At 65.7% G+C, this 15,780-nt stretch carries 15 protein-coding genes and 1 riboswitch; of the genes, 8 read left to right on the top strand and 7 right to left on the bottom strand.

Annotated features, from left to right (window positions below):
* The first annotated feature begins 71 nt into the window (after positions 1-71).
* A complete protein-coding gene (locus U5782_RS31660) occupies positions 72-371 on the top strand; it encodes a hypothetical protein (protein WP_322047821.1) in 300 nt (99 codons plus the stop codon).
* Positions 372-402: 31 nt separating this feature from the next.
* On the opposite strand, the gene U5782_RS31655 is transcribed toward U5782_RS31660, so the two are convergent.
* Positions 403-1,329, bottom strand: a complete 927-nt coding sequence (locus tag U5782_RS31655) for a CopD family protein (protein WP_322047820.1) — start codon at positions 1,327-1,329, stop codon at positions 403-405.
* Between the two features lie 565 nt (positions 1,330-1,894).
* Here U5782_RS31655 and U5782_RS31650 point away from each other — a divergent pair.
* From U5782_RS31650 to U5782_RS31635, 4 genes are all read left to right on the top strand, one after another.
* A complete protein-coding gene (locus U5782_RS31650; protein WP_322047819.1) occupies positions 1,895-2,650 on the top strand; it encodes a c-type cytochrome in 756 nt (251 codons plus the stop codon).
* A 20-nt stretch (positions 2,651-2,670) separates the two neighbouring features.
* Complete coding sequence (locus U5782_RS31645) at positions 2,671-3,966, top strand: cytochrome c (protein WP_322047818.1); 1,296 nt, start codon at positions 2,671-2,673, stop codon at positions 3,964-3,966.
* Between the two features lie 297 nt (positions 3,967-4,263).
* Positions 4,264-4,884 carry a PAQR family membrane homeostasis protein TrhA gene (gene trhA / locus U5782_RS31640; RefSeq protein WP_322047817.1) on the top strand — a complete coding sequence of 207 codons (621 nt, stop codon included), beginning with the start codon at positions 4,264-4,266 and terminating at the stop codon, positions 4,882-4,884.
* A 258-nt stretch (positions 4,885-5,142) separates the two neighbouring features.
* The gene (locus tag U5782_RS31635; protein ID WP_322047816.1) at positions 5,143-6,777 is read left to right on the top strand and encodes a DEAD/DEAH box helicase; all 1,635 of its coding nucleotides are present in this window, start codon (positions 5,143-5,145) and stop codon (positions 6,775-6,777) included.
* A gap of 91 nt (positions 6,778-6,868) precedes the next feature.
* On the opposite strand, the gene U5782_RS31630 is transcribed toward U5782_RS31635, so the two are convergent.
* Positions 6,869-7,702, bottom strand: a complete 834-nt coding sequence (locus U5782_RS31630) for a ferritin-like domain-containing protein (protein WP_322047815.1) — start codon at positions 7,700-7,702, stop codon at positions 6,869-6,871.
* Positions 7,703-8,571: 869 nt separating this feature from the next.
* Here U5782_RS31630 and U5782_RS31625 point away from each other — a divergent pair.
* Positions 8,572-8,769 carry a hypothetical protein gene (locus U5782_RS31625; RefSeq protein WP_322047814.1) on the top strand — a complete coding sequence of 66 codons (198 nt, stop codon included), beginning with the start codon at positions 8,572-8,574 and terminating at the stop codon, positions 8,767-8,769.
* Between the two features lie 296 nt (positions 8,770-9,065).
* On the opposite strand, the gene U5782_RS31620 is transcribed toward U5782_RS31625, so the two are convergent.
* Positions 9,066-9,449, bottom strand: a complete 384-nt coding sequence (locus U5782_RS31620) for a hypothetical protein (protein WP_322047813.1) — start codon at positions 9,447-9,449, stop codon at positions 9,066-9,068.
* A gap of 253 nt (positions 9,450-9,702) precedes the next feature.
* On the opposite strand from U5782_RS31620, the gene U5782_RS31615 reads away from it, so the two are divergent.
* Positions 9,703-10,389: an HAD family hydrolase gene (locus U5782_RS31615; protein WP_322047812.1), complete on the top strand. Its 687-nt coding sequence runs from the start codon at positions 9,703-9,705 to the stop codon at positions 10,387-10,389.
* Positions 10,390-10,497: 108 nt separating this feature from the next.
* Here U5782_RS31615 and ribB read toward each other — a convergent pair whose 3' ends face one another.
* From ribB to U5782_RS31595, 4 genes are all read right to left on the bottom strand, one after another.
* Complete coding sequence (gene ribB, locus U5782_RS31610) at positions 10,498-11,217, bottom strand: 3,4-dihydroxy-2-butanone-4-phosphate synthase (protein ID WP_322047811.1); 720 nt, start codon at positions 11,215-11,217, stop codon at positions 10,498-10,500.
* 182 nt (positions 11,218-11,399) lie between these two features.
* A riboswitch (FMN riboswitch) is annotated at positions 11,400-11,562 on the bottom strand.
* Positions 11,563-11,699: 137 nt separating this feature from the next.
* Positions 11,700-12,539: an XRE family transcriptional regulator gene (locus U5782_RS31605; protein WP_322047810.1), complete on the bottom strand. Its 840-nt coding sequence runs from the start codon at positions 12,537-12,539 to the stop codon at positions 11,700-11,702.
* A 197-nt stretch (positions 12,540-12,736) separates the two neighbouring features.
* Positions 12,737-13,936 (bottom strand): MFS transporter, encoded by a 1,200-nt coding sequence (locus U5782_RS31600; RefSeq protein ID WP_322047809.1) that lies wholly within the window; start codon positions 13,934-13,936, stop codon positions 12,737-12,739.
* A gap of 59 nt (positions 13,937-13,995) precedes the next feature.
* Positions 13,996-14,373 carry a VOC family protein gene (locus U5782_RS31595; RefSeq protein WP_322047808.1) on the bottom strand — a complete coding sequence of 126 codons (378 nt, stop codon included), beginning with the start codon at positions 14,371-14,373 and terminating at the stop codon, positions 13,996-13,998.
* Between the two features lie 145 nt (positions 14,374-14,518).
* Here U5782_RS31595 and U5782_RS31590 point away from each other — a divergent pair, with 145 nt between their 5' ends.
* Complete coding sequence (locus U5782_RS31590; protein ID WP_322047807.1) at positions 14,519-15,529, top strand: LysR family transcriptional regulator; 1,011 nt, start codon at positions 14,519-14,521, stop codon at positions 15,527-15,529.
* Positions 15,530-15,780 lie beyond the last annotated feature (251 nt).

The raw sequence follows: 15,780 nt of genomic DNA, 5'->3' as shown, positions 1-15,780 counted from the left end.
TATGCGCCGCTGGCCTGCTCTTTGCTGAATCCCCTGTGAGACCAACACACAACAAGCTGCAAGGGATTCACATGGACATCATGCTCCCCGACTATCTGATCCGCGAACAGGCCGCCGTCCTCGCACTGGTGGTGTTCGGCCTGACACGGGTCATCGCGGCCGCCGTCGCCAGCACGCGCGGCTGGCGCATCCTCGTGATCGAACAGAGCTTTATCGGCGTGGCGATCCTCTGGTGCGCGCCGCAGCTCATCGAGCTGATCGTGCATCCGTCGTCGGTCACCGCGCTCGCCGAGCTCGAAGGCAAGGCGATCGGCTGCGCCATCGCCCTGTTCTTCTCGCCGATTCTCAGCCACCGTCTGGGCTACGAGTGAGTACGCCGCGGCCGCTATCCGACCCGACGTTTCAGCCCTGCAACACGTAGCCCGGCACGCTGTGCGCAAGCACGGCCGCGATCACCAGCACGGCCATCATCACGAGCGCTTCCAGATGCAGCACGTTGACGAAGCGTCGGGCCGCGCCCGTTGACGCCGCGCGGCGCAGCTCGGGCATGGCCACCACGCGGTTGAAGCCGCCCAGCAGCAGCGTCAGCGCGACGAGCGCGAGTTTCGCGAGCAACACGTGGCCCCACGTGCTCGATTCGAGCGCCTCGATCGAACCGCCAGTGCCACGAATGGCGTTGAACACGCCCGTCGCGAGCACGAGGCCCACGGCGAACAACGCCACGTTCGACACCTGCCCCGCCGTGCGGATCAGCACGCCGCGCGCCGTCGACGCACCCAGTGCGGGCAGCACCGCCAGCCCGCCCGCCATCACGATGCCGCTCCAAGCGCTCGCGCTCAGCACGTGCAGCGTATTGAGGCCGAGCGCCGCCGAGGCGAAGCCCGCGTCGGCCGCGTGACCCAGTCCCGCGCGCCCTGCCGCCACCACGATGATCGCGAGCCATAGCACGCCGTCACGCAGCGGGCCGGCCGACGCCAGCGCGGTCGCGAGCAACACCAGCGCGCCGGCGAATGCGACGCTCCACGCATGGCCCACATGCGTCTGCGCGAGCACCGTCGACATCACGCCGAATCCGCCCGGCAGCGTTTCACCGCTGATAGATGCGCTCTCGTACAGCAACCACATCGCGAGCGCGATCACCAGCACGAGCGCCGCTGCGCGCAGCGAGCGTTGCGCACGCAGCCACGCGAGGCGCGCGGGCGCGACGGCGCTGCGCGCATCCTTCTCGAGCCACGCGCCGTAGAGCGCGGAACCCAGTGCGAAGGCGTAGGCGATGTTCACGAGGGCGGCCATCGCGACCTGCCCGATCCAGAGCCAGTCAGCTTTCATCGGGCGCCGCCCTCCCCAAGTTCACGGCGCACGCGAAGTACGCGGTGTGCATTGGGTGTGGCGATTGTGGCGGGCAGTACGCAGTGCGCGCGAGCATCAAGGCGCGCCTGCAACATCGAAACGGAAAGTGCAATTGGAGTCATCGAGACGAGTGGCAAGGAAACAACAAGAAAACGGGCTGAGGTGAGAGGGAGTCGGACGAAGTCGGCCGCAACCGTGCGCGCCCTTTTCGAGACGTGCCTGCTTCGATAGCCCAGGCGCGGATCGGTTCAACGGCAACGTCATCGTCAGGCCGAATTTCGTGCGCGAAGGCAGGGACAATCCCGAGTCACGGATCGGCCAACAGGTGCAGAATCATAACCGGCGTCGTTGCGACCCTCCGCCGCATTCGAGTTCGGGCAAGCCCGCGTAGCCGGGCGGTCAGGCTCTGTGGCAAATAGTCTCTATCGGGTCGCCAGGCTAGTAGAATCGGCTGCGTCGCCGCAGCGCGCACGGTCTCTTTCGCTTTCATCGCGCGCAGCCTCAAGCCGGGCCGCACGAAGCCTGGTCAGGTCCACGATAAAGAATGGAGTCACGCGTGTCCCCAAGACGTATCCTCCGACCGCTCATTCCGCTCGTCGCGCCGCTGGGAGCCGCATTGCTGTTCGGCACGACCGGAATATTCAGCGCTGCTTCTGCACAGACCCCGCAACCGAAAGCCCCCGACACGATCGAATCGCGTGTGCAGGGCTGTACCGCGTGTCACGGCTCGCACGGCCAGGGGACCGACAACGACTACTTCCCGCGTCTTGCCGGCAAACCCGCCGAGTACCTCTACAACCAGTTGATGAATTTTCGCGATGGGCGACGCAAGTACCCACCGATGAATTACCTGGTCACCTATCTCTCCGACGAGTACCTGCACGAGATCGCCACGTACTTCTCGCAGCAGCGCCCGCCGTATCCGCCGCCCGTGAAGCCGTCGGTCGGCGACAGCGTGCTCGCGCGCGGCCAGGCGATCGTGCTGCGCGGCGACCCGGCCAAGCAGGTGCCCGCGTGCGCGGCCTGCCACGGCGGGAAGCTCACCGGCATGGAGCCGGCGATTCCTGGTCTAGTCGGGCTGCATTCGGACTACATCAGTGCGCAGATCGGTGCGTGGCGCTCGGGCTCGCGTCACGCCAAGGCGCCCGATTGCATGCATGAGATCGCCACGCGCCTCACCGACGATGACGTGAATGCCGTCGCGGCCTGGCTCTCGACGCAAAATGCGCCGCAAAATCCCGTGCCGGCAGCGGCTGGCTCGTTGAAGACGCCGCTTGCCTGCGGCAGCGAACCGCAATAAGGCGCCGGGGAGACAGCCATATGAACCGCAAGTCCCTGTTCTCACTGTCCGCAGTCGTGCTCGCCGCCGCAGCGGCGCTCGTGCCCGTGCTGTGGACCGGCAACACGTATCTGCACGTCAGCTCGGCGCAAGCCGCTACGCCCGTCGATCAGGCCGACCTCATCAAGAAGGGCGAATATCTCGCCCGCGCCGGCGACTGTATCGCCTGCCACACGGTGCGCGGCGGCAAGATCTTCGCGGGCGGCCTGCCGATGGCGACGCCGTTCGGCACGCTCTACACGCCGAACATCACCCCCGACGACCGTGCGGGCATCGGCAAGTGGAGCGCCGACGACTTCTACCGCGCCATGCACACGGGCCGCTCGAAGGACGGCAGCCTGCTCTACCCGGCCTTCCCGTTCACGAGCTACACGAAGGTCTCGCGCGCGGATTCGGACGCGATCTATGCGTACCTGCGCTCGGTGCCGCCCGTGAGCGTGCCTAGCCGTCCGCACGAGCTCAAGTTCCCGTTCAACAACCGCAACCTGCTGATCGGCTGGCGCACGCTGTTCTTCCACGAAGGCGAGTACAAACCCGACCCCACCAAATCGGTCGAGTGGAACCGTGGCGCGTATCTGGTCGAAGGGCTCGGGCACTGCGGCATGTGCCACACGTCGATCAACATGATGGGCGCGCCGGTCAACTCGTCGGCGTTCGCGGGCGGGCTGATTCCGCTCCAGAACTGGTACGCGCCGTCGCTCACCTCGAGCGAAGGCGGCCTCGGCGACTGGGACATCAAGGACATTTCGAGCCTGCTCAAGACCGGCGTGTCCGAGCGAGGCGCGGTGTTCGGGCCGATGGCGGACGTGATCCACAACAGTCTGCAATACGTCTCGGACGACGACATCCACGCGATGGCGACCTATCTGAAGACCATCCCGCAGAAGAAGGAAGCGCCTGAGAACATGCAGATGGAGACCTCGGATACGTTCGGCGGCGAACTCTTACAGCAAGGTCAGAAGATCTACCATGACCAGTGTGCAAAGTGTCACGCGGAGAACGGCCTCGGCATGCCGCCGAATTTCCCGCCGCTCGCGAACAACCAGTCGATCCAGATGCATTCGGCTGTGAATCCGATCCGCATGGTGCTCAATGGCGGCTATCCGCCTAGCACGCAGGGCAATCCACGCCCGTATGGCATGCCGCCGTTCGCGCAAGCGCTGTCGAATCAGGAAGTGGCAGCGGTCGTGACCTTTATTCGCATGTCGTGGGGCAATAAGGGCACGCCGGTGTCCCCGCAGCAGGTGGCCGATCTGCGCTCCGCGCCGCTCGACTAGGGTATCGCCTGCTATAGTGGTGCCTGCCTGATCAGGGCGCAGCCGGCAAAACGCCGTCGGCTGCGCCCTTCGCTATTTGGCGCTTCGGGCATCGGGCTGTCGAGGACAGCCGAACGAAGTTGAACGAAAGGTTTTTTTGAACACGGCGCGACTGGCGTGCGCAAGCGGCGGCAAAGCGGGTTTGCAGCCGCACCGATACCGGGTCTGAACCGAACCGGGCACGCAGGCCAGATCGGCATGTCGAGCGGGAATCGGCATGACGCAGCCGCGGGGCAAGAAGAACAAGGAGTTGTCGTCATGCACGCCGGTGAGCGTTTGAACAGCATTACTCACCTCGTGGGCGCCATGTTGTCGATCGCGGGGCTGGTTTCGCTCGTGACGCTCGGCGCGCTCGATCACGATGCCTACAAGGTCGTGAGCTTCGCCGTCTACGGTGCGATGCTATGCGCGCTGTACACGATTTCCACGCTGTATCACGGTGTGCGCGGGCCGCGCATCAAGGCCGTGCTACAGAAGTGCGACCATGCCGCGATCTATCTGCTGATCGCGGGCAGCTATACTCCGTTCTCGCTCGTCACGCTACGCGGGCCGTGGGGCTGGTCGCTCTTCGGCGTGAGCTGGGGGCTTGCCGCGCTCGGCATCGCTCAGGAGCTCACGCTCGGGCGGCGCACGCGTGTGCTCTCGATGGTGCTGTATGTGGTGATGGGCTGGCTCGCGCTGGTCGCGGTCAAGCCGCTCATCAGCACGCTGCCGGCGGCCGGCACGGCCTGGCTACTGGCCGGCGGCATCATCTACAGCGTCGGCATTTATTTTTTCGTCAATGACGAACGCATCCGGCACGGACATGGAATCTGGCATCTGTTCGTGCTAGCCGGAAGCGTCTGTCAATTCGTGAGCGTCGCAGGCTACGTCGCCTGACGGCCTTCAGGGCACCCGCGGCCATCCGCGCGGGAATCCACACGAAGCTCATCGCGCGGCGGCCGCAGTGTCCGCGGCCGCGCGATGCAACCCTATGCCAGCCGGCGCTCCCTGGGGAGCGTCGACAAGCGGCGCGCGCACTGGCGCGCCGTCCGAATAAACGCGAGCGGATGTGCGTGCGCGAGCAGCCCTTGCCGCACAGCGCGCCGGCTGCCGGCAGCGCCTGCCGCCCGCGATACTGCAATAAAACAGGTCTTTATGTCTTTTGATTCTCTCGGCTTGTCCGAACCGCTGGTCCGCGCTGTCAACGAACTGGGCTATACCTCGCCCACGCCCATCCAGGCGCAAGCGATTCCCGCCGTGCTTAACGGCGGCGACCTGCTCGCCGGCGCGCAGACCGGCACCGGCAAGACCGCTGGCTTCACGCTGCCGATCCTGCAACGCCTGACCGACATGGCGCCGGCCGCAGGCGGCAAGCGCGTCGTGCGCGCGCTGATCCTCACGCCCACGCGCGAGCTCGCCGCCCAGGTGGAAGAAAGCGTGCGTGCCTACGGCAAGTATCTCAAGCTCAAGTCGACGGTGATGTTCGGCGGCGTGGGCATCAATCCGCAGATCGACGCACTCAGGCGCGGTGTGGATATCGTCGTGGCGACGCCGGGCCGTCTGCTCGACCACATGCAGCAAAAGACCATCGACCTCTCGCAGATCGAAATCCTCGTGCTCGACGAAGCCGATCGCATGCTCGACATGGGCTTCATCCACGACATCAAGCGCGTGCTCGCCAAGCTGCCGCCCAAGCGCCAGAACCTGCTCTTCTCGGCCACGTTCGCCGACGAAATCAAGGCGCTCGCCGACAGCCTGCTCGACTCGCCCGCGCTGATCGAAGTCGCGCGCCGCAACACCACCGCGGAAACGGTCGCGCAGAAGGTCTACCCGGTCGATCGCGACCGCAAGCGCGACCTGCTCACGCATCTGATCCGCCAGCACAACTGGTTCCAGGTGCTCGTGTTCACGCGCACCAAGCACGGCGCGAACCGCCTCGCCGAACAGCTCACGAAGGACGGCATCAGCGCCCTGGCGATCCACGGCAACAAGAGCCAGTCGGCGCGCACGCGTGCCCTGAGCGAGTTCAAGGACGGCACGCTGCAGGTGCTGGTGGCCACCGATATCGCCGCGCGCGGTATCGACATCGACCAGCTGCCGCATGTGGTCAACTACGACCTGCCGAACGTGCCCGAGGACTACGTCCACCGCATCGGCCGTACCGGTCGTGCAGGCGCGACGGGCGAAGCCGTGTCGCTCGTTTGCGTGGACGAGCATCAGTTGCTCAAGGACATCGAGCGCCTCATCAAGCGTCCGGTGCCGCAGGAAGTCATCCCGGGCTTCGAGCCGGACCCGAACGCGAAGCCCGAGCCGATCCAGCGCCGTGGTCAGCAGCAAGGTCGTGGCCAGCAGCAGGGCCGTGGTCAAGGCCAGCAAGCTCAGGGTCGTGGCGCGGCGCAGGCCGCGAAGCCCGCACAGGGTCGCGAGCCGCGTGGCGGCAATCGTGAGGGTGGTCGCGACGGTAACCGTGCCCATGCGGGTAACGGTGGCAATGCAGGTGCCAATGCAGGCGGCAACGGCGGCCAGCGCGCAGCCAAGCCCGCATCGAATGGCATCCGCACAGCCAAGCCGGTGAAGCAGCAAGGCACGGCCAATCATGGCGCCAACCACAGCGCACAAGGCGGCCGTGCTGAGCACACGCGTCGCGAAAGCCAGCGCGGCGTCTCGCACGAAAGCGCGCTGGGCCGCGCACAGCCGCGCAAGCCGCAGTCGAATCCGGGCGCCCTGCTCGGCGGCGGCGGCCGTCCGGGTGGCTCGCGCCGCGACGGCAACGGTCAGCGCGATCGCTAAGCGTTAAAGGGCAGGCCTGAACGGCGCTGCCAGACAAACAAAGGCCCGCTACGCAGCGGGCCTTTTGCATTGCTGACGCGGAAAAGCGCGTCTAGCGGAAGAACACGTGCTGCGTGATCTTCGTGAGCGGGTACATGACCCCCGGCGCGATGCGAGCGGGCAGATCGAGCGGCTTGAGCAGCATCTTCACGCACATCTCGGCCGACAGGTTGTGGCGCACCAGCTTGTTCACGCGCGCGGTGAGCTCGCGGTTATAGGCGGCATCCCGCACGCGCTCCGGATAGCGAATCGCGAACACGTGACGCAGCGCGATCTCCGAATCCTCGTTCTTGATCTCCATCACGCGGCGCATCAGCGCACCGAGCACGGCGAGCCGGCCGTGGCCCTCGACCTGGTTGTACTTCTTGAAGTATTTGAAAAAGTGTTTGTAGTGGCGCACTTCGTCGGTGCGGATGTTGTCGGTGATTTCCTTGAGCACCGGCTCGTCCGAACACTCGCCGATGGCGCGATACAGCGTGGCCGTGCCCGTTTCCACCACGCAGCGCGCGACCATTTCGAGCGCGCGCGTCTTCTCGAACTCCTCGAACGAGCAGGTCTTCGAGTATTCCTCGAAGAAGTTATGGAAAGCGGTGTCCCAGTCGAACTCGGGCCACACGTAGTTGATGTAGGTCTTCAGCGCGCGGCCGTGCTGAAGCTCCTCGTGTTCCCATTCGTTGTTGAGCCACTCGGACACTTCCGGGTCGCCGTTGAAGAAAACGCTCAGGTTGCTCGTGTACAGGTCCGAGCCGCTTTCGATGAACGATGCCGCGCACAGCAGCAGCAACAGGTCTTCATTGACGGCGGCACGCTGACGGTCGATTCGCGTGAGGTCGATATCTTCGATGCGCCAGGGCATCACGTGGCGAGGCTCAATGTCATTGCGCATTGTGTCGTGCTCCAAAGCGGTATCGGGCAGTGCCGCGCCTGTCCAGGCTACCCGGTCTTGCGCCGAGGCCGCGTAGCGAAAGGTACCAGCCCTTTTAACTTCATCTTAGCTGCTGTTCTGCAAAGCTGCAGTCTGAGAGCACAGACCGATCCCGGACACGGCAGTTCCAGGAAAAGACGACTTGTAAGCCTCGCGTGAGCGGGTGGCCTGACCTATGCGCGCGGTGAATTCGCATGAAGCTTTCAGGGCCGTTGCGCGAAGCCAGCGACGCGAAACCCGATGGCAGCGGGCACACATTGGTTTGCAATCCTGCGCAATGCGCACGCCTGTAAGCTGAATAGACAGTAATAATCGTCTAAAACCAATAACCGAAGATTTCTTCCACGCTGGTCGCTTGACGATCCGCAAGCGCGACGTCCGATGCTCGCGCAGCGGGACTGCACAGGACCGCGTGACGACGCTGGGAGCCCATTGCGCATTGCAGCCGATGGGGTCGGCAAAGGCAGTCAGAATCATGGCGCATTCTTGCACTGCGGCACGAACTTCAAGTGAAATCAAGGATCTGCGCGCACGCCTCGACCGCCGCCGCAAGGCACGGTTGTCAAACGGAATATTTTTGGGATGTGGTTTGTACAACGCAGCGCGGTTGCCTACACTCCAGTTCCCCGGCGCCGATCCGGGCTGGATGCCGTTTGGTTCATTTGTCGAACGCCGCCTTGGCCGATGACGCATGACAGCAAACGGTCCGCCCATCCGGCACACGAATCGCGCCGTCGCAGGCTTTCGCGCACGCCCACCGCATGATTGTCACCACGCCGCCCAGCCCGGCCGCGCAAGGTGACCTCTGATGCGGCAACACGGAGAGAAAGATGCTGAGTCCGCATGAATTCGCCACCCTGCTGCTAGTGCAAGACGCGCCCAATCAGATCGACATGGAACGCGAAGAACTGGACGCCCTCCTCGAAAGACAGCTCGTTCAACTGGAACGCCTCGCTTCCGGCCTCCAGCAATGGCGACTTACCGAAATCGGCGACTCTGCGTTACGCGCGATTAAACGGTGTTCATGAGCCCGGTGGGCGCACCCCGCGCCAGCCGCCACTCACAACGATTAGCCCATCATCCGATTTCTCGACCTGCGCGGACGCCGGGATAGTCCGCCAGAGCGTTGTGTCGAGCCCATCCCCGATGCAGGCGCACGGTAGTAGCAGCACGCGCCTGCAGTGCATGGTCACGCGGACCCGCGCGCTTCATGCCCGCGTGACCATTTTTTTCCGACTCTGGATGCTTCCGTGAGATCGATCGCGCCGCGCTGCGTGACGCCTTGATGCGTCTGTACGTTCCGTAATATGCCGGTTTGGGCGCTTCAGCCGCCGCGCAAGGTCGGGTCCGCCGACGCGCGCCACGTGAGCGCCTGCGCGCGCTGCGCATTGAGGTATGCCACCCACGCATTACGCGCCTGCGCATCTGCGCCGGCAGCACCCGCGCCATGCGCCGTGTACTGCTGCGCGAGCCCCGCCTGAAAGCCGCAGAACTGCTCCTGCGGCAGCTTGCCGTGGCGATTCGCGACATAAGCGTCATAGATCGCCGAATAGACGGCCTGCGTGTCAGCACCGTAATCGGGCTGACGGGCGCCGCACATCTGCTGGAGATCGGCAAAGGCAGGCGCGCGCCAGCCGCCCACGAGCCCCGACGTATTCGCGCACCCGGCGACGAGCATCGCCGCGCCGATCATCGCAAGTCCACGCATCGCATTCCCCTCTGTCCGGCTCGTATTGGATCAGCCATTGTCGCATCGCGCGGCGCGCGCGCGCAGCCTGGCCGTCCGGCCAACGCCCGGCAGTGGTCACGAACGCCCACGAATCCCGACAATCCCCCGCCCAGAGTGACGCCGCGCGCGCAAAAGCACGTATCATTGGGCTTTCAATCGTCCCGCGTTGCCGGCCCACGCGGGCTCGCCGCCAAGCCCGGCCGACCGCTCCCCTGCTTTTTTCGTCTTGCGCATGATCGACCATCTCATCTGCGACTGCGACGGCGTGCTCGTCGACAGTGAAGTCATTGCCGACCACGTCCTCTTCGATACCCTCAGCCGCACCTTTCCCGGCGTCGATTTCCGCGCCGCCGTGGCGGGAGCGTTCGGACAGCAGACCTCGCGCTTTCTGGCCGATGTCGCCGCGCGCTTCAATCTCACGCTGCCCGACAATTTCCTCGAAACGATCGACCACAACTGCGAAGTCGCGATCGCCGAATCGGTGAGCCCGATCAACGGCGTGCGCGATGCGCTGCGCCGCGTCTCGCTGCCGGTCGCGGTGGTCTCGAACAGCCGGCTCACGCGCGTGCACGCCTCGGTGCGGCGCGCCGGGCTCGATACGATCTTTGGCGAACGCATCTTCAGCGCCGAGCAGGTCGCCCGGCCCAAGCCCTACCCCGACGTCTATCTGCACGCCGCGCAAACGCTCGGCGTGGAGCCATCGAACTGCCTCGTGGTCGAGGACAGCATCTCGGGGTTGAATGCCGCGCGCGCAGCGGGCATGAAGACGATCGCCTTCGTAGGCGCGAGCCACATCCCGTCGGGCTATGCCGACGTGCTGCGCGAGATGGGTATCACGCGCATCATGGAACACATGGACGAGTTGCCCGCGCTCGTGGAAGCGGGCGTACGCGGCGAGTTCGGCGACGTGCAGTCGTAGGCGAACTTAAGCGAATCTGCCATGCAAAACGGCGCGTAGGCCCCAAGGCCTCACGCGCCGTTTTTCATTCCGACGACGGACGCTGCAGCGCGCCCGTCGTCAACGGTTTTACACCAGCTCGGCGCTACGCTCGCGCGCGAGCGCCAGCGATTCGCGGAACTCGACCAGCTCGGCGATCGTGAGCATAGGCAGGTTGTGCAATTTCGCGAAGTCGTCGACCTGCTGGCCGCGCGCCATCGTGCCGTCCGGATTCATCAGTTCGCACAGCACGCCCGCCGGAGCGAGACCCGCGAGCACGGCCAGATCGACGGTGCCTTCGGTGTGGCCACGGCGCGCCAGCACGCCGCCCGGCTGCGCGCGCAGCGGGAACACGTGGCCCGGGCGCACGATGTCTTGCGGTTTGGCGTCGGCGGCAATGGCCGCGCGGATCGTCGTCACGCGGTCGGCAGCCGACACGCCCGTGCTCACGCCGTCACGCGCCTCGATCGAGACCGTGAACGCGGTGCGGTTGCGGCTTTCGTTGTGCGGGACCATCGGCGGGAGTTCGAGCGCGCGCACCTGCTCGTCGGACAGGCACAGACAGACGATGCCGCTGCATTCGCGGATGAAGAGCGCCATCGTCTCGGTCGTCAGGTGTTCGGCGGCGCAGACGAGATCGGCTTCGTCTTCGCGGTCGTGGTCGTCTTGCAGCACGACCGGACGGCCTTCGCGCATGGCTTGCAGCGCGGCGGCGATGCGCGGCGGCACCACTTCGGTTTCGAGCAGGGGAAGATCGGCGATGGCGTCGAGCGGCGCATCGGCGGAAACAGCATTGCGGGTAAAGGACATGTGAAACGCTCCTCGCAAGAGTTGGGCGAAAAACGTTTCAGGGCATTGCAAACAGACAGGAATCCCCGTCGCGCGTCGTCCGGCACGCACGTCGTATCCCGAAAATCAGCACAAAAGCACCGACACTCACAGACACGCGCGCAGGCTGGAAAGCCGCGGCGGATGGGCAAACATGACCATCTGCACATCTTCTCTCATCCGGACTATGACCGTCGGCTCTGGCTTCGCACCAGATCTGCTGACCCCACGCAACATCGCGCGGGCGCTCGCGGGCTCGCTGGCTTTGCCTTTCGGCTCGGCCGGCATACCGCCGGTGGGGAATCGCACCCCGCCCTGAAGACGCACTGATTACCGGATCAACCGGCGGGCAAAGGATACAACAGGCCGCACAATCGTGCAGCGCGGTAAAAAACCAGTAGACAAGCGGCGCGCACTGCGTCTTGTGCACTGCGGCACAACAACGGCCGCGCCCCTGACTTCGCTCATGCCGGCTGCGGCGAAGCCGACGCTTCGCTGCTGCCGACACCATTGGCGCTATGCGGCACATCCCAACGCGGCGGCGTTTCGGCGTTGAGCGTCACGCGGAACACACGCGTTTCGGTATCGCCGGGATTGCGCAGGCTGTGCGGCTGATCGGCGTCGAAAACGATCGCGTCACCGGTCGCCAGCAACTGGCGGCGGTCGTGCACGCTCACTTCCAGCGTGCCCTCGCTCACCACCAGATTGACGGTCGTGCCCGGCGCGCGGCGCGTGCCCGGCTCCGTGTGCAGCGGCGCGATGCGCAGCTCGTGGAATTCCGCGACGGCCGGGCCGTCCTCGGGATAGAGCGCGCGTGCCGAATAACGACCATCGGCGCTCACGCGGCGCGCGGCGCGCTCGGCGGGCAGATGCTCGAAGCCGCTCACCGCATGGCGGCGCAGGAACGCCGAGACCGAGACCTTGAGCGCCGCCGCCACCTTGCACAGCACCTTGATCGACGGCACGCTGCGCGCGGATTCGACCTGCGCGAGCATGGCGCGCGAGACGCCCGAAGCGCGGGCCAGCGCGTCGAGTGAGAGCTGACGCTCGGCACGCAGACGCGCGAGATTCACGCCGACCAGATATTCGAGCGCATCGAACGGGCCTTCGCCGCGCGCGGCGCCGTTCGATGTGAATGAATCGGCGGAAAGCGCGGACGTCTGCACGGCGAGATCGTCAGCGTGATCGTCTGCATGTGCATCTGCACGAGCAGGCTGTTGATCCGTACTCCGATGCGTCGTGCTGCGATATGCGGCCGGACGATCGGCCTGTGCGTCCCTCACGAGCGCGAGCGGTGATTGCATGGCTGCCTCCCAGGCGCGCCGTTGAAGGCGCTAGAGCTTGAATGGAGGCAAGACTAGCATCGGGCCCGGCCGCGCCCAACGAAGTTATCTTCACACTGATATCAGCATTGCAGAGCGCGATTTCGGGAATGCTTTCGCGTCCTGACGATATGTGCGCAGCCGGTGCTGTTGCGCCGGATCGGCGCAGGCTCGATCGCTCAGCAAACGTCCTGGCGAACCGCGACTTTCGTACCGACCGCGGCGTGCGAAAGCGAAGTGCGCGCGTCGAGCCGCGCCGCGAACCACGTCAGCACGAGCGCCGCGATGGCGACCACGGCCGCCACCCAAGGCAGCGCATCGAGCGCCACACCACGTGCGATCGCAAGACCACCGAGCCACGCGCCCATTGCATTGCCCACGTTGAAGGCGCCGATGTTGAGCGTCGAGGCCAGATTGGGCGCGGCGGCGGCCTTTGCGACCACGCGCATCTGCAACGGCGGCACGGTCGCGAACGCGGCGATACCCCACACGAACAGCGTGATGGCGGCCGGCACGCTCGCATGACTCGTCTTCGTGAAGATGGCCATGACCACGGCCAGCGCGACCAGAATGCCCATCAGCGAAGGCATGAGCGCGCGGTCCGCCAGCTTGCCGCCGAGCGTATTGCCCAGCGTCAGCCCCACGCCGAACAGCACGAGCATGAGCGTCACGCCGCGCGGCGAGAAACCGCTCACCTGCTCCAGGATCGGCGCGATATAGGTGAAGACGACGAACACGCCGCCAAAGCCCAGCACCGTCATGCCGAGCGCGAGCCACACCTGCGGTTCGCGCAGCACGCGCACTTCGTGGCCGAGGCCGATCGGGCCGCTATCGTGCTGATTCGGCACCAGCGCCGTCACGCCGATCAGCGAAATCACGCCCAGGCCGCTCACGATCCAGAACGCCACGCGCCAGCCGAACTGCTGGCCGATGGCCGTGCCGAACGGCACGCCCAGCACCGTCGCGAGCGTGAGGCCGGTGAACATCAGCGCGATGGCGCTGGCCCGCTTTTCCTGCGGCACGAGCGAGGCCGCCACCACGGCGCCGATGCCGAAGAACGATCCGTGCGCGAACGAGGCCACGACGCGCGCGACCATCAGCAGCGAATAGTTGTCGGCGATGGCGCACATCACGTTGCCGACGATGAACACGCCCATCAGCAATTGCAGCGCGAGCTTGCGCGGCATGCGGCTGGTGAGCACCGCGAGCAGCGGCGCACCGACCGCCACGCCCAGCGCGTAGCCCGTCACGAGCAGGCCGGCGGCGGGAATCGTCACGCCGAGATCGCGCGCGACGTCGGGCAAGAGGCCCATGATGAGGAACTCGGTGGTGCCGATGGCAAAGGCGCTGATCGCCAGCGCGAGCAAGGGTATAGGCATCGAAATCTCCGGATTGCAGCCTTGGGGTATGACGTGTGGAACGTGTGGGTAGGGGCGCTTCAGCCCGCCGCCGTCACGAATTCGACGACGACGCCAGGCGCCAGCGCCACGAACAGTTGCCGCTCGCCGCTCAGGGGCACATCGGCGAGCTGATACGGCACGCCGTGCGCCGCGAGCCGGGTGAGCAAGGCCTGCCATTCGTCGCCGGGCGCGACGCGAAACGCCACGTGATCGAAGCGCGGCGCGACACGCACGGGCCGCGCGGCGGCCACGGTCGAATCGACCAGATGGACGACGGGCCGGCCGTCGGCGTAAAGCCAGTAGCCGCCCACCGCAAACGGCGGACGCGCGCCGTTCTCAAGGCCCGCGACGTCGCAGAAGAAGCGGCGCGCGCCTTCCAGATCGGGCGTGACGAGGGTGATGTGATCGAGTTGCATGCGCGACTCCTGCGTGGCCCGACAAGCAACGCCGACGGGCAAAAGCTGAGAACACGCGCATTGTCGACGCCACGCGCAATTTTGATAATTGGCGTAGCATTTGAAGCATTTTCAATCAGCATCTAATAATCCCGAGTCATCGCATATGGACAATCTCGGCGACGTGCGCCTGTTCGTGGAGGCTTCGCGCCTGGGCAGCCTGTCAGCAGCGGGGCGCAAGCTCGGTCTCACGCCCGCGGCGGCCAGCGCCCGCCTCGCCCGGCTCGAAGCCGAGTTGCGTGCGCGCCTGTTCGACCGCACCACCCGCCAGCTACGCCTTACTGACGAAGGACGCGTCTATCTCACCTGTAGCGAACACGCGCTGCGCTCGCTCGACGACGCCAAGGCCGCGCTCCAGGAGGGCCAGAACGCGGTGCGCGGCAAGGTGCGCATTTCGGCGACCTCCGACTTCGGCCGCAATCTGCTGATGAAGTGGCTCGACGAATTCCGCGCACGCTATCCCGAGGTGCGCTTCGCGCTCACGCTCACGGATACGCTCTCGAATCTCGTGCTGGAGGACATCGATCTCGCGATCCGCTTCGGCAATCCGGCGGACAGTTCCCTGATCGCTCGCCGCCTCGCGCCGAACCGGCGAATCCTTTGCGCGTCGCCCGCCTACCTGGCGAAGCACGGCGAGCCGCGCGAGCCGAACGATCTGGCCCGTTTCGACTGCATCGTGATCGGCTCGTCGGCCGGTCCGGTGAACGAGTGGCGCTTCACGCGCGGCAGCGAAACGCAGACGTACACCGTGCCGCTGGAACACGCGCTCGAAACCACGGACGGCGCGGTCGCGCGCCAGTGGGCGCTGTGCGGCTATGGACTCGCGGTGAAGTCGATCTGGGACGTGGCCGACGACCTGCGCGCCGGGAACCTGAAGATCGTCTTGCCCGAGTGGCGCTATCCCGACGCGCCGCTGCACGCGCTCTATCACCGCAACCGCTTTCTCGCGCCGCGCGTGCGGGCGCTGCTGGACTTTCTGACCGAGCGTTTCGCGCAAACGGCGGACGAGTTGCACGCGCTCGTGCCCTGCACGGAAGACGCGGCGGGCGAGCCCGCCAAACGGGTGGGCGACAGCGCAACGGGCCGCTCGCACCGTCGCAAGCCCGTCGATGCATAAGGCTATAATGTTGGATTACGCTGAACAACGGTTCGCGTCGCAAACCCCGGCCCAATAAGCAGATGCAGCCGCTGCGCGGGCAGATGCCCGCGCGAAAGCACAAGCAGCTCAAAGCAAACGCCGCTAGCGAACCGCCCCACCGTGCGCCCCAGCCTTCGCAGGCCGGCCACCCGCTTCAGCCCTCATTTATTCACCGTAGTCCCGACGTGCATTGTGTGCATCAGCCGGACGACGCCCCCAGGTGAACCACT

The sequence above is a fragment of the Paraburkholderia sp. J67 genome, from assembly GCF_905220265.1.
Classification (GTDB): domain Bacteria; phylum Pseudomonadota; class Gammaproteobacteria; order Burkholderiales; family Burkholderiaceae; genus Paraburkholderia.
The sequence above is the reverse complement of the archived record's forward strand: the minus strand, read 5'-3'. Positions and strand labels throughout refer to the sequence as shown.